Origin of the sequence: Gemmatimonas groenlandica, from assembly GCF_013004105.1 — a bacterium.
GTDB lineage: Bacteria > Gemmatimonadota > Gemmatimonadetes > Gemmatimonadales > Gemmatimonadaceae > Gemmatimonas > Gemmatimonas groenlandica.
Map to the genome: position 1 here is coordinate 5,051,703 of NZ_CP053085.1, position 13,874 is coordinate 5,065,576.

The window sequence follows — 13,874 nt, forward strand, 5'->3', positions numbered from 1 at the left end:
GAGATCAGACTTCCACCATCGGCAGCGCCGCCCGCGGATACGAGTCCGGCACACCGGCAAACGGATCGCCCACCAGCGGCTCACCATCGGGTGTCTCCAGCACGAAGCCGGCGTCTTCGATCATGCGCAGGTCGTCGCGCGCCGTCTGGCCCTGCGTGGTGAGATAGTCACCCACGAAGATCGAGTTGGCGGGATAGAGGCCCATCACCTGCATGCTGCGGAGGTGTACTTCGCGTCCGCCCGACACGCGAATCTCCTGCGTGGGCAGCAGGAAGCGGTACAACGACAGGATACGCAGGCAGCGACGCGGATCGAGTTCGCGAATGCCGGCGAACGACGTGCCGGGCACCGGGATCAGGAAGTTCACGGGGACACTCTTCACGTCGAGTTCGCGCAACGACAGCGCGAGATCGATGACATCGTCGTCGCTCTCGCCCATGCCGAGAATGCCGCCACTGCACGTCTTCATACCGGCGGCCTTCACCGCTTCCACGGTGTTGACGCGGTCTTCGAAGGTGTGCGTGCCGACCACTTCCGGCGTGAAGTTCGCCGACGTGTTGAGATTGTGATTCACCGTCTCGACCCCGGCTTCCTTCAGGCGGAGCACCTGTTCCTCGTTGAGCAGACCGAGGCAGGCGCACACCTTGAGATCGTGCTTCGCGCGCACGGCGCGCACGGCGTCGAGCACCTTGTTGAAGACGGTCTCGCCGGGCGCGCGGCCGGAGATCACCATGCACAGCGTGCCGGCCTTGAGCTGCGCGGCACGATCGGCCGCTTCCATAATCTTCTCCTGCGCCATCATCGGATACTTCTCGATTTCGGCGGTCGAGATCTTCGACTGCGAGCAATAGCCGCAGTCTTCCGGGCAGAGGCCGCTCTGCGCGTTCAGCAGGAAGTGCAACCGTACGCGATTGCCCCACGTGGCGCGTCGCACGCGATATGCCGCGGCCAGCTGGTCGAGCAGCTGATCATCAGGAGCCGACAGCACGGCATGGGCCTGCTCACGCGTGATGACCTCACCGGCCAACGCACGGTCGGCGAGGAGTTGCCAGTCAGAGAATCCGGACGACATGGTGATCATGGAGAAAGAGGGGCAAGCAGCACGTCGAGACCACCGCCTTCGGCAGCCGCCGCGAGTGCATCGAGATCATCGGGTCGATCAACCCACGGAAAACGCAGAATCGTGTAATGCGGGAGCAGCGCCACGAGTGCATCGAAATTCGTGGCTTCCGCCACGGAGGCATCACGGTCGGACAACGCCGTCAGCACAATGGCGCGAATCGGAACGCCCGCCGCTTCTGCCGCGCGCACCGTGAGGAGAACATGGTTCAACACGCCTAATCTATTCCCCGCCACGATCAGCAGCGGCGTCTGCCAGCGTGCGAACAGATCGAGATACGACACGCGGAGGTCGATCGGCACCAGCAACCCCCCGGCGCCCTCCACCAGGACCAGCTCGACCTCCCGCTCGACCTGCGCCAGCGCCCGGTCGAGCACACCGAAGTCGATCTCGACGTTGGCGCGCGCCGCGGCAATCATGGGCGCGAGCGGTTCTTCGAGGACGTACGGCCGCACCACCGATAGCGGCAGCATCGACCCGCACGCGGCACGCAGACGCTCGGCGTCCGACGCGAGCCCGCCGTCGGACACCGGGCGTTCCACGACGCCGCTTTCGATCGGCTTCATTGCCGCCACGCGCAAACCGAGCACGCGCGCGCGCGCGGCGAGAGCGCACGACACGACGGTCTTGCCGATGCCGGTGTCGGTACCGGTCACGCCGAAGCGCATTGGACTCGACGCGAGCCTAGTCATCGACCGGTCCGCCTGAACTGAGCGCATCGGCGCGCGCGCCGCCAAGAAAGCGGTGCATCACCCCGTACACGAGGTCGAGCTCGGCGTCCGTGATGCAATACGGCGGCAGGCAATAGGCCACGTTACCGAGTGGACGCAGCAGGACGCCTTCCTGCAGCGCATAGGCCGCGAGCTCCCGGCCGATGTCGCTGAGATAGCCGCTGGGCGCCTCCAGCTCCACGGCGGCAATGGTGCCGATCTGACGCACCGCGCGCACGCCCTTCACGCCGCGCAGCGCCTCGAGATGACGCGCGTGTGCGACTTCGACACGCACCCGGTCATCTTCGCTCTCCTCGTCGAACAGTTCGAGCGACGCCAGGGCGGCTGTGCAGGCAATCGGGTTCGCCGTGTACGAGTGGCCGTGGAAGAACGTCTTGGCCCGGTCGGCACTGCGAAACGCGTCGAAGATGTCCTCCGTCGCAGCGGTCGCACCCAGCGGCAGCACACCACCGGTGAGCCCCTTCGACATGCACAGCAGATCGGGACGCACGTCGGCGCGCTCGCAGGCGAACAGCGGGCCGGTGCGCCCGAAGCCGGTAAGCACTTCGTCGGCGATCAGATGCACACCGGCGGCCGCCGTGCGCTCGCGAATGTCCTGCAGCACCTGCTCATCCCACACCCGCATGCCACTCGCGCCAAGCACGAGCGGCTCCACGATCACTGCCGCCAACTCCGTGCCGCGTTCGGCGATCAGTGCATCGAGCGCGGCGATCGTATCGCCCACCGACGGGTCGGGAAGTCGCGCCACTTCGAACAGCAGCGGCTCGTACATCTGCGTGAATACCCCGCGCCCACTCGCCGCCATCGCTCCGAACGTGTCGCCGTGATACGCGTTGTCCAGCGCGGCGATCAGTCGGCGGGGCGCGCCGCGATTGGCGAACGATTGCAACGACATCTTGATGGCGACTTCCACTGCCGTGGAGCCGTCGTCTGAGAAGAAGATCTTCGATAATCCGCGCGGCAACCGCTGCACGAGTTCCGCCGCGAGGGCCGCGGCCGGTTCGTGCGTGAATCCCGCGAAGATGACCTGATCGAGTCGCTTCGCCTGCTCGGTGACCGCGCTGATGATGTGGTCGTGACAATGCCCGTGCGTGGTCACCCACCACGACGAAATCGCGTCCAGAATCGGCCGCTCGTTGGCGTCGTACAACCAGGCCCCCTTCGCGCGCACGATCGGCACCGGCAGCGGCGCCTGATGATGCTGCGTGTACGGGTGCCACACGTGCGCGGCGTCGTGCAACAACACGAGGTCGGCGACCGGATGCACGGACGCATCGTCGTCATCACGATCGATACCGTCGCTGAAGCCTTCGAGATCGTCGACGGAATTCTCGTCGAGATCGAAATCGTCTTCGTCATACTGCGAACTCATACGGGCATCCCGCGCATGGCGTCGATCAGGTTGGCGGCGAGGTTGTCCACGAGTTCCATCGGGTGCACGGCCGATACGGAGATTCGCAGCCGTGAGGTACCGGCCGGCACCGTCGGCGGACGTACGCCACCCACCAGGAATCCCCGACGCCTCAGGTCGGCCACGAAACGCATCGTGAGCATCGGGTCGCCGATCATAATTGGCACGATGTGGCCGTCCGGCATGCCCGGCGCTTCCCGGCCGGCAGCGCGCAGGCGATCGCGCAGGCGTGTGGCCCGCGCGCGCACGGCGTCCCGACGCCACGACTCCACCTGTACGATGCGCAGCGACTCGAGCGTCGCGGCGGCGATCGCCGCGGGAGCGCCCGTGGTGAAGATGAACGAACGGGCGCGGCTCGTGAGGTAATCCACCAGGACTTGCGACCCGGCCACGTAGGCGCCCGACGTGCCCAGCGCCTTACCCAGCGTGCCCACCACGACGTCGATCTGTCCGGTCATGCCAAAGTGTTCGACGGACCCCGCACCCGTCGCGCCAAGCACGCCGGTGCCATGGGCATCGTCCACGTAGGTCCACGCATCGTATCGACGGGCCAACGGCACGAGCTGGTCGAGCGGGAAGAGATCGCCGTCCATCGAGAAGATCCCTTCCACCACGATCAGCGCGCGACGGAACGTGTGACGATCGGCTGCCAGCATGGCGGCCAGTGTGTCGATGTCGGCGTGCGGAAACACGCGGATGGTCGCCTTCGACAGTCGGCAGCCGTCGATCAGCGAGGCGTGACTCAGCGCGTCGGAATAAATCACATCGCCCGCGCCGACGAGCGCCGGGATGGCGCCGATATTCGCCATGTACCCTGATGGAAACAGCAGCGCGTGCTCGGAGCCCTTGAAGCGGGCGAGCGAACGCTCGAGCACCTCGTGAATCGGATGATTGCCCGAGATCAGCCGCGCGGCGCCTGCGCCCATGCCCTCGGCTTGCAACACGGCGGTCGCCGCGCGCGCGAGGCGCGGATCGGCCGCCAGTCCGAGATAGTCATTCGATGCAAAGTCGGCGACGCGCTCGCCATTGAGCAGCACCGTGCCGGCACGTCGCTGGTGCACCTGACGCAGCGTGCGACGCAAGCCGGCGCGCTGCAGTGCCTGGAGTTCCTCGTCGAGCGCGGCATCCATCCCGCGCGTTTCGGCGGCGTCGGGAAACGCCGTGGGGTCGACCATGAGGCTGCTCACCGGATAACGAACGTGAGGTGCTTATTGGTGGGATGCGCCGTGCAGGCGCCACCAAACGTACCGGGTGGCACGGTGTATTCGGTCTGCTCGCCGGCCGGGATGTTGAACATCGCCAGCTGATGCTTGACCGTGTCCTCGTTGACTACCCGAATCGTACGGCGCGCGCCACCACCGCGCACGTAGACCGTGTCGCCCAGCGGTGCCGTCCGGCCATAGGCATCGGTGACCATCGCCACGCCGCCGCGCGTCACCCGGATCAGCGTATCCGGCCGCGGCCAGCTGAACCAGGCCAGCGCCACGCTCAGCGCAACGACGGCCAGCAGCACCGCGAGACGCGGCGGGGTGACGGCGCCGGTCATGGCGCCCTCACCGGCACGGGCACCACCACGCTGGTGCTGTCGCTGAAGCGCAGGGTGATCCGCAGGCTGTCGCCCACCGCGAGCGTACGGCGTACGTCGACCAGCATCACGTGCAGTCCGCCGGGGGCCAGCGTTACGACATCGCCGGCCGGAATACGCAGTTCGGTGCGCGGCATCATGTGCGCCATACCGTCCTGCTGCATCGTTTCATGCACCTCGGCAGCCCCGGCGTCCGGCGATGACGCGCCGACGAGCGTGATCGGCACGGTGTCGTTGTTGTCGATCTCCATGTACGCGCCGCTCGTCGCGCCGGAATCGGCAATTCGCGCCCAGCTGTGCCGGATCGCCACCCGCGGCACGGGCGGCACGGAGCGGGTCGTGCAGGCGCCCAGCAGGGAGGCCGCAACGATGGTGACGGCAACGAGAATGGAGCGCCGCGCGGGAACTGCTGACGACATCATTGCAACCGCTCGAGGTCGGCCGCCAAAGCGTCCCACCCCGTTCCGAAAGGGTACAGCGCCACCAGCTTGCCGTGCGAATCCACGAGAAAGACCTGTGACGAATGACTGACCAGATAACCGGTCGCGTCGGTGCCGGCCTCGCGGGCAGCGGCGACACCGAACGCGTCCATCATGCGAGAGGTGGTGATCGCATCGCCGGAGACACCTTCGAACGCCGCGTCATACATCCGCGCATACCGTTCAGCGAGCGCCGGCGTGTCGCGCTCAGGATCGACCGTGACAAACACGAAGCGCACTGCCTTTGCCTTGTCGCCCAGCGAGGCGCGCACGCGTTTCCAGTCGGCGAGCGTCGTGGGGCAGACATCGGGACAATGCGTATACCCGAAGAACAGCACCATCGGCCGGCCGGGTTCCGGCGACGTGCTGAAGCGGGAGCCGTCGGCGCGCGTGAAGACGAACGTCGGCATCTCGCGGGGCGGATCGACGGCCATGCCCTTGAAGCTGCCGCCCAGCTCGCACGACGCCAGCAACACGCAACCAAGCAGCAATGCGATGGGGCGCACGAAAGAACGGCGCGCTACGAAACGGCGCATCGCGCACACTGTCCGTACAACGTGACGTCGTGCGATTCCAGCCGGAATCCCGCCGGCGTAAGCTCGCGCAGATCGCCAGGGCAGCCATGAATCTCGAAGACGCGCGCGCAACTGCGGCAGCGGAAGTGGTGATGATGCTCGATGCCGGCGCGCTCGTAGCGGGGCGCCTCGCCAGGGAGTTCCACCGGTACCAGCCAGCCAGTTTCCACCAGCGCATTGATCGTGCGGTACACGGTAGCGATACCGAGGGTCGCCATCTGCTCCCGACCGGCTTCGAGCACCTCGGTGGGCCCCAGCGGTCGGGGTGTCACCTCGAAAACCTGCCGGATCGCATCGCGCTGTTTCGTGTTGCGTTCCATCCGTCAAATATGCCTGGGGACCGAGTGGCGTGCAGGGCTGGCGCGGCGTTGATTTCGCGCTCATGACCTCCGCCACGTCCGAGCGATCCCGATGGATTCGGCTCCTGATCCTCACTGTTGTCGCCATCGTCGTGGCCCACGCGCTCGATGCCACGGCGTGGCGTTCCGCTCGATTGCTCACGGTCAATGACAAGGACTGGGGACGCTTGCTGCGGTCGATGGGATACCTGCCGACATGGGGCGTCATCGCGCTGGGATTCTGGTTGCAGCAACGTGACCACCCGCGTCGTGCTGCCTACGCGTGGGCACTGGTTCTCGGCCCAGCCCTCGGTGGTGGCATGGCCGAAGTCCTGAAGCTTTCGATCCGTCGGCTCCGTCCGAATCCTGACGTGTTCGAGTACCTGTTTCGCCCGTTCGCCGACGGGCCGCTGTCCAATCGCGGCATGGGTATGCCGAGCAGTCACGTGCTGGTCGCGTTCACCGGGGCGGCCGTACTCGCTCATCTCTTTCCGCGGGCCCGTTGGCTGTGGTACACGCTGGCTACGGGATGTGCCGTGACCCGAGTGCTGGCGATGGGGCATTTTCTGAGCGACACCGTGGTCGCCGCGATCCTGGGGATCGGGGTTGGCGGCTGGGTGTGGGACAGGGCGAATCGCGCGCTCCCTCAGGCATCCATCCCTTCCACTTGATAGTGACTTCGCAATAAGACTATCATTCGGGATGTCGCTTTTACGGTCGATGGTCGGGTCACACGGCCGCTACGCGCACTCGGGCTACGCGCTCTCGTCATGAACCACGCCTTGCTGTTCGCCAGCATGGCGGGACTGGGCACCGGGCCTCTCGTCGCCCGGGCAGCCAAGGCCCGCCCCCAGATGCTGGCCTTCATCGACGGCTTCGTGCTGGTCACCATCGGTGGCTTGGTGCTGCTCGATGTGATCCCGCATGCGCTCGAGCACCGCGATCTGTGGGCCGGGCTGTTCATGCTGGTCGGCTTCACGCTGCCGAATCTGGCCGAGCGGTTGTTCCGCTTCGGTGTGCAGCAAACGCACACCGCCGTGCTGCTGCTCGCGCTGGTCGGCGTCGCCATTCACTCGGCACTCGACGGCAGCGCGCTGGCCCAGTCGGACGCCAATCCGTCCAGCCTGATCGGCTATGGCGTCGTGCTGCACCAGCTCCCCGTGAGTCTCATGGTGTGGTGGGTGCTCAGCGATCGCCCGCGTTCGGTCACCTGGTTCGTGCTCTCGTTGATGGCGCTGACGACGGTGGTGGGCTATTTCGCCGAGCCGACGATCTTCGCGGTGCTGCCCGATCGCGCCGGCGTCTGGTTTGAAGCGGTGGTCGGTGGTTCGTTGCTGCATGTGATCGCGCACCCCGCGCATTCGCACGCGCACGATGACGAGCACGGCCACGGCCACGCTCACGACCACGAGCACGGGCACGCTCACGCTCACGATCACGACCATGCGCACGGCGCCCCGGACCCGGTGGATGCGGAGCACGACGAAATTCGTCTCGACGCCCACACGCGTGTCCCGAACGGCATCGGCGCGCTGCTCGGCATCTCCCTGCTGGTCGTACTGCACATCAGCCAGAGCGGTCACGGCGATGCCTCGCTGCGCGCGATGTGGACGACGTTTGAGGGGTTGGCCATGGAAAGCGCGCCGGCCCTGCTGGTGGCGTACCTGATGGCGGGATTGGTACACGCCTTCGTGGCGCCGGGAAAACTCGCGTGGTTGAATCGCGGCTCGACGCTACGCCAGGGGCTGTCCGGCATGGCCCTTGGGCTCCCGCTGCCGATCTGCTCCTGCGGCGTCGTACCGCTGTATGAGGGGCTGGTGAAGCAAGGGGTTTCCACGGCCGCCGCCGTGGCGTTTCTCATTGCCACGCCGGAACTCGGCATTGATGCGGTGCTGATGTCGGTGCCGTTGTTGGGGGCGCCGTTCACAATCGTCCGTGTGGCGGCTGCGGCGACCGTCGCGTTGGTCGTCGCGCTCGTCATGGCTCGACTCGCGGCTCCTCGTACGGCGACACGCTCGCTGCCGATGGCGGAGGCGGTGGTGTCGCTCTCTCTGCGCACCCGCCTGCAGACCGCGATGCGCACGGGTTTCGCCGACATGGTCGATCACACGGCGCCGTGGATTCTCGTGGGTCTCATCATCGCCGCGTTGCTCGGGCCGTTGATGCAGGGCTCGTGGATGACGCGACTGCCCGGCGGTGTCGATGTGTTGCTCTTCGCGGCGATCGGCCTGCCGTTGTATGTGTGCGCATCGGCCTCGACGCCGCTGGTGGCGGTGCTCGTCGCGGCTGGCGTGTCGCCCGGTGCCGGACTCGCGCTGTTGATCACCGGACCGGCCACCAACATGGCGACGATCGGGATTCTCTCGCGTTTGCATGGCCAGCGGTTTGCCTACGCGTTTGCCGCCGCCATGATTGTCGCCGCCGTCGCGATCGGTCTGCTGGTGAACGTGGTGCTGCCCGCCGCTTCGCTGCCAACGCTGTCTCAGGCCTCGCTGGACACCACCACGTCACTCGAGCTGTTCTCGGTGCTCGCCTTGGCGGCACTGTACGCCGCTTCGGTGCTGCGACGCGGCGCCCGTGGGTTCCTGGGCGAGCTCCGGATGTCGCACGCATGATTCCGCTCGTGCTGATGGCCGGCTTCCTCGGCGCCGGCAAGACGCGCTTTCTCACCACGCTCATTCCGCAGCTGCTCGAGCGGGGCGTGCGTGTACGCATCGTGCTGAATGATTTCGAGAACGCGAAGATCGACGCCGCGCGACTCGGCGAGCTTGATGCGCTGGTCACGCCGCTGAATGGCGAGTGCGTGTGCTGCGGTTCACTGCGTGAGCTGCTCGATACGCTGCAGGCGGTGCCGAATGATCCGGGCAGTGTGATGCTGATCGAAGCCAACGGGGCTACGGAAACGGACGAGCTGCTGGGCTATCTCACCACCGACACCACGCTCACGCATTTCACGCTGCCGTTGCAACTCACCGTGATCGACGCGGCGCGCTGGCAGAAGCGCTGGTGGAATAACGGCCTTGAAGCGGCACAGACCACCACCGCAACGCACGTGCATCTCAATTGGACCGACAAGCTTACGCCCACGCGACGCGATGCGGTCCAGCAGGGTGTCGCCGCCGTGAACGCCCGCGCGGCGTTCACCACGCCGGGGGAATTCGCCGCCACACTGCAGTCACTGGCAGATTCGGTACGTGAGACGCCGCGACGCGATCCGCAGGGCGTTGCCACGGCGCACCGGCATCGCCACGGGCACACGCATCCCTTTGGCAGCGTCGCCCTGCCGCTCCCTCGCGTCGTCGAGCGGGCGCGTTTCCTGGCCTTCGTGCAGGCCCTGCCGGCGGCCGTCGTGCGCGCCAAGGGGCTCGTACGCTTCGTCGATCAGCCGGCCGACATGTTCGTCTGGAATCGGGTGCCGGGGCGGAAGAAGGTACAGCTCGACGAGTCGTCGCCGCACGCCGACGCCGAGGCGACGGCGCTGTTCATCGGGGTAGGGATGTCACTCGACGACCTCGAATTGCGGATCGCGGCGCTGACCTAGTCGGGGCAAAAGCCAGAGGTGATGGCATTTCTTCGCGAGCTGTGGTGTAGCAGATTTATCGGTCCCGTCCTTCCTGCTTCCGGAGCTCCCGTCGTGATGTCTCGCTCACTCGTTCGATCGACCGTCCTCGTCGCCGTCATTGCGTTCAGCGCTCCCGTTCTCGCATCGGGTGCGGTGATGCGACATCTCAAACTCGTCCGCTCGTTCCCGGCCGCCGATACGGTGCTGGTGGCGTCGCCCGAGAAGATCACGATCGAGCTGAGTGAGGCCGTCGAACTCACCGGCGCCAAGCTCACGCTGTCGAAAGAGGGCGGGGCACCCGTCGCACTTGGCTCGCTGCGTCGTGAGCCGAGCGCGCCGAAAGTGATGCGCGCCGATGTCCCGACCACGCTCGCCGGCGGCAGCTACAGCGTGTCGTGGCGCACGATGTCGAAGGACGGGCATGTGGTGAAGGGGACGTTCGGCTTTCGTGTAGGCGCCGCGAAGTAAGCGGTACACGCGTGGAGTTCGCCGCACCGCTCGTCCGCTTGCTGCTGTACGGTGGCGCCACCGTGGCGATCGGGCGCGCCTCGCTCACGTTTGTCGAAAGCGACACCGGGCAGGAGCGGCGCGCGGTGCGTTTGTCGCTGTGGGTGAGCGCGATTGCCCTCGTCATCGCGCCACTCGCGTTGTTGCTGCTGCAGCAACAGGCCCTCGAATTGACGTTCACCGAGCTGCCAGGCCTGTTGCGCGATACCACTTGGGGGCGGGGGTGGATGCAGCTGGCGATTCCCTGTGTGCTCTCGGCGATTCTCCTGCCCCTGCGGAGCACACGTACGACGTCGTTGTTCCTGCTGCTCGCTGTGCTCGGCGTGGCGGCCGCCATGGGCGGGCTTGGGCATGCCGCCGCCGATGAACAGTGGCCGTTGACCTCGCGCCTGTTCGATGCCATGCACGTGGCGGGTGTGGGCGCGTGGATTGGCGGCCTCGCGCTGCTGATGCTGGCAGGGGCGGGGAGTGTGGGAGGCGCGGCGCCAACCGCGAGTGAGTGGCGCACCTTCAGCCGGACGGCCACCGTGATGGCGCCGGTGGTCCTGTTGTCGGGCGTCGGCAGCGGGTGGCGGCGCGTTGGTGCGAGCACGATCACCGCCGTACTGGCGAGTGCCTACGGGCGCGTGTTGTTCCTCAAGGTCGCGCTCGTCCTGGTCGTGCTGGCGTTGGGGTACGCACAGCGGCGACGGATCGCGGCGGGACAGGTGCCGGCGAGAAAGGCGGTGCGGTCGGAGCTGCTCGTCGCCGCGGTGGTCTTCTGCGCGACGGCCTGGATGACCGGCATGGAGCCGCCTGGCGAGTGAGCCAGCGGCCATGCCGTCGGTGACATACGAAAAAAGCCCGCAAGCAGTGCTCGCGGGCTTCTCCGTACCACATCGCAGGACTTAGCGGTTGTAGCGCTTCTTGAACTTGTCGACGCGACCCTGCGTGTCGATGAGGCGCTGCGTGCCGGTGTAGAACGGGTGCGAATCGGCGGTGATTTCGAGCAGGATGAGGGGATACTCGTTCCCGTCTTCCATCTTGATCTTCTGCTCGCTGGTCATCGTCGAGCGCGTGATGATCGTCGCGCCCGTGGACGAATCCTTGAACACCACCGAATGGTACGGCGGATGAATGCCTTCCTTCATGGTAACTCCAGCATGCGCCACCATTTCCGGCGGGAGCGCGTTTCTAAATGGGGGTCCGATCGACAGGGCAAAGCCCATGCGATGCGGTCGCCTGTTTCGGCGAGCCTGAATGAATCGCCGTTTCGGGCGGCAAGGTCAAGCGGTCCGGCCCGTTTAGGACGGGTTTTCGGTCTAATGATACCCCGATATCGATAACAAAGGCCTACTTCGACCGTCCGATCACGTCACCGTAGCCGAACAGGATGCCGTTGGCCGCGTCCCGGACCAGCGACACGATCGGACTGGTCAGCTGCCCCATCATGAAGCCCGAGGGCTGCCCACCGAATCGGTTGTTGGTGACCGATCGGATGAACGAGGCCGCCGTATCGAGCGGCAGGCCGGACACGTTGGCGTAGAAGCGGCTCCACTCGTCGCCCTGCTGAAACAGGTATTGCTCGACGTTGCTCGTGTAGAAGGTGTTCACTCGCGCGTCGCGCTCGCGAAGCCAGCCGCCCACGTTGGCCAGCGCACGGGGGCCGGCGAAGTTGCCCACCAGCGGCACGATCAGGTTCCGTCGCTGCATGTCGCGGACGATCTGATACGACGCGTCTGTGCCCAGAAATCCAAGGTTCGCGCCACCGGGATCGGTGGCCGTCGCAATCATGGCGAAGGTGGGCATGCCGCGGAAGCCGCGCCCCCCGCCGAAGCCGCCGGTACTTCCGCTCGAGTAGTTCAGCGACGGGCCCGTACTGTAGAACACGCTGTCCACGTAGCGCAGTGTCGCAAGATCGGACGAGTCGAGCGTAAAGCCGTGCGTGCGGACGAGGTGATCGCGCACCTCGGCGAACGTGCGACGAAAGAACGCCGAGTCGGCCGCACGCCGATCGAGTCGGGCAATGAGCGTGTCGGCGCTTTCCGCGACATCGGACAACGTCGTACCCGCGATCGGCCGCGCGAACAGGCGCGCCAGAAACGTCGACCGGGTCGGTGAGAGTTCGAACACCGCCTTGTACCACAAATGCTGCAGCAGATTCTGACGGCGGATGTCCACGATAAACGCCACGCGCGGTTGCAGGGCCGCGATGTACGTGAAGTTCTGCTCGGGTCCGACGCCCACGTACACGCCGCCTGGCGGACTGGTCACGCGCAAGCGGGCGATGACATGCTGCAGCCCCATCTCATTCGACACGAAGTTCTCGGAGCGGAAGTAGCCTCCGGGCTCGGACATGTCGCGCACCATGCGCCACCACGTGCTGTCGGCGAGGCGCTCGGGAAGCATCGCCGATTGCGAGGCTGGGAGCGCACGAAACGGCTCGACATTCGCGCCGCCGGTCGGCGCCATCGGGGATGTGCCGTGGCGGCAGGCGACGAGGCCGACGAGGGTAGCTCCGGCAACGGCAGCGAGCTTCAGAAGGGGCGCGTGGCGACTCATCCCTTGACCTTACGCACGGTGCGGGGAGAGGCAAGGTTGCAGGTTGCTGAAACCGGAGCGCAATCGCGTCGTACGACCGACGGGGAGTCAGATCCCATGTGGAACGTTCCGCACGCACCTCAATCGCCGATCTCATGCAGGAAATTCCCGCCGTACCCGCGCCGCCCACGGTTCCCACGCCGCCGCCCGTGCCGTTCGTGGTGCAGACGGGAACGGGTCAGATCACGGGGGCGCCGACTGAGGTGTACCAGGCGGCGCAGGCCCAGCGTCGTGAGCTGCGAAATCAGCTGGAGCGACTAGAGTCGCAGCGTCAGGACCTCCGCAACGAACTCCGCAGCGATGGGAACGTGGACAACGCGGTGGATCGAGCCGGCGTCGAATCGCGCATCAAGGAACTGGACGGGCGCATCTCGGCAGTTGACCAGCAGTTGGCGAAGGCCGACGCGGCGGTGGCGCAGGCGGCCGCGATTCCCGGGGCCACGACGGAGCCGCCTCGGCCTGCGCGGAGTGGGCCACCCGACGAGATCATCGCAATACCCATCGTCTTTACGCTGGCCGTGCTGATGCCGCTCGCGATCGCATATTCCCGCCGCATCTGGAAGAAGGGGGCCACGGTGGTCGCCCCGATTCCGAAGGACGTGACCGATCGCCTCGACGCGATGGGCCAAGCGGTGGAGTCGATCGCCATCGAAGTCGAGCGTATCGGTGAGGGGCAGCGCTTCCTCACTCGCGTGATGTCCGACAAGGGCAAGAGCCTAGGTGTCGGGGCCGCCGAGCCGATCCCGGTGCCGCAGGTGCATGGAGAGCAGGTCGCCGTCCCGCGCTACGAGCGGTAACTGCAAGAACTGCCAACGGCTTAGGGGGCAGGGAGGAGGATATCAGGGTGGAGAAAGCAGGAAACACGCGCGGTTCACCTGCCTCCTCCACCCTGAAACCCTCCTTCCTGCCCCCTAAGCCGTTGGCCGTTCCATTCCAATGCAACCCTTTCGGCAATCCCTCTGTCTTTCACGCGCACATGCATGCGC

At 66.2% G+C, this 13,874-nt stretch carries 16 protein-coding genes; 6 read left to right on the forward strand and 10 right to left on the reverse strand.

Going from position 1 to position 13,874, the window contains the following annotated elements; all coding sequences use genetic code 11:
- Positions 1-4: 4 nt before the first annotated feature.
- The 8 genes from bioB to HKW67_RS21740 are packed head-to-tail and all read right to left on the reverse strand — an operon-like array spanning position 5 to position 6,221.
- Entirely contained in the window at positions 5-1,081 is a 1,077-nt protein-coding gene (bioB, locus tag HKW67_RS21705) for a biotin synthase BioB (RefSeq protein ID WP_230981084.1), read from the reverse strand.
- Positions 1,078-1,812, reverse strand: a complete 735-nt coding sequence (bioD, locus tag HKW67_RS21710; protein ID WP_171227390.1) for a dethiobiotin synthase — start codon at positions 1,810-1,812, stop codon at positions 1,078-1,080. The genes bioB and bioD overlap by 4 nt, the downstream gene beginning before the upstream one ends.
- Positions 1,805-3,223, reverse strand: coding sequence for an adenosylmethionine--8-amino-7-oxononanoate transaminase (locus HKW67_RS21715; RefSeq protein ID WP_171227391.1), 1,419 nt, complete (start codon positions 3,221-3,223; stop codon positions 1,805-1,807). Before HKW67_RS21715 ends, bioD begins: the two co-directional genes overlap by 8 nt.
- Entirely contained in the window at positions 3,220-4,449 is a 1,230-nt protein-coding gene (gene bioF / locus HKW67_RS21720; RefSeq protein WP_171227392.1) for an 8-amino-7-oxononanoate synthase, read from the reverse strand. Before bioF ends, HKW67_RS21715 begins: the two co-directional genes overlap by 4 nt.
- Positions 4,446-4,808, reverse strand: a complete 363-nt coding sequence (locus tag HKW67_RS21725; RefSeq protein ID WP_171227393.1) for a hypothetical protein — start codon at positions 4,806-4,808, stop codon at positions 4,446-4,448. Before HKW67_RS21725 ends, bioF begins: the two co-directional genes overlap by 4 nt.
- Positions 4,805-5,269 (reverse strand): copper chaperone PCu(A)C, encoded by a 465-nt coding sequence (locus HKW67_RS21730; protein WP_171227394.1) that lies wholly within the window; start codon positions 5,267-5,269, stop codon positions 4,805-4,807. The genes HKW67_RS21725 and HKW67_RS21730 overlap by 4 nt, the downstream gene beginning before the upstream one ends.
- Positions 5,266-5,862, reverse strand: a complete 597-nt coding sequence (locus HKW67_RS21735; protein WP_171227395.1) for an SCO family protein — start codon at positions 5,860-5,862, stop codon at positions 5,266-5,268. The genes HKW67_RS21730 and HKW67_RS21735 overlap by 4 nt, the downstream gene beginning before the upstream one ends.
- Complete coding sequence (locus HKW67_RS21740) at positions 5,847-6,221, reverse strand: Fur family transcriptional regulator (protein WP_171227396.1); 375 nt, start codon at positions 6,219-6,221, stop codon at positions 5,847-5,849. The genes HKW67_RS21735 and HKW67_RS21740 overlap by 16 nt, the downstream gene beginning before the upstream one ends.
- Before the next feature lie 62 nt (positions 6,222-6,283).
- Between HKW67_RS21740 and HKW67_RS21745 the strand changes: the two genes are divergently transcribed.
- The 5 genes from HKW67_RS21745 (at position 6,284) to HKW67_RS21765 (ending at position 11,114) form a co-directional block, all read left to right on the forward strand.
- Positions 6,284-6,910 carry a phosphatase PAP2 family protein gene (locus tag HKW67_RS21745; RefSeq protein ID WP_171227397.1) on the forward strand — a complete coding sequence of 209 codons (627 nt, stop codon included), beginning with the start codon at positions 6,284-6,286 and terminating at the stop codon, positions 6,908-6,910.
- A gap of 99 nt (positions 6,911-7,009) precedes the next feature.
- Positions 7,010-8,854 (forward strand): permease, encoded by a 1,845-nt coding sequence (locus HKW67_RS21750; protein WP_171227398.1) that lies wholly within the window; start codon positions 7,010-7,012, stop codon positions 8,852-8,854.
- Positions 8,851-9,780 (forward strand): GTP-binding protein, encoded by a 930-nt coding sequence (locus HKW67_RS21755; protein WP_171227399.1) that lies wholly within the window; start codon positions 8,851-8,853, stop codon positions 9,778-9,780. The genes HKW67_RS21750 and HKW67_RS21755 overlap by 4 nt, the downstream gene beginning before the upstream one ends.
- A 96-nt stretch (positions 9,781-9,876) precedes the next feature.
- Entirely contained in the window at positions 9,877-10,269 is a 393-nt protein-coding gene (locus HKW67_RS21760; RefSeq protein WP_230981192.1) for a copper resistance CopC family protein, read from the forward strand.
- An 11-nt stretch (positions 10,270-10,280) separates the two neighbouring features.
- Positions 10,281-11,114 carry a CopD family protein gene (locus HKW67_RS21765; protein WP_171227401.1) on the forward strand — a complete coding sequence of 278 codons (834 nt, stop codon included), beginning with the start codon at positions 10,281-10,283 and terminating at the stop codon, positions 11,112-11,114.
- Between the two features lie 81 nt (positions 11,115-11,195).
- Here the strand turns inward: HKW67_RS21765 and HKW67_RS21770 are convergent, their stop codons facing one another.
- Positions 11,196-11,438, reverse strand: a complete 243-nt coding sequence (locus HKW67_RS21770; RefSeq protein WP_171227402.1) for a type B 50S ribosomal protein L31 — start codon at positions 11,436-11,438, stop codon at positions 11,196-11,198.
- Positions 11,439-11,640: 202 nt separating this feature from the next.
- Complete coding sequence (locus HKW67_RS21775; protein ID WP_171227403.1) at positions 11,641-12,849, reverse strand: LIC_10091 family protein; 1,209 nt, start codon at positions 12,847-12,849, stop codon at positions 11,641-11,643.
- 98 nt (positions 12,850-12,947) lie between these two features.
- Here HKW67_RS21775 and HKW67_RS21780 point away from each other — a divergent pair, with 98 nt between their 5' ends.
- Positions 12,948-13,685: a flagellar export protein FliJ gene (locus HKW67_RS21780; protein ID WP_171227404.1), complete on the forward strand. Its 738-nt coding sequence runs from the start codon at positions 12,948-12,950 to the stop codon at positions 13,683-13,685.
- The last annotated feature ends 189 nt before the right edge of the window (positions 13,686-13,874 follow it).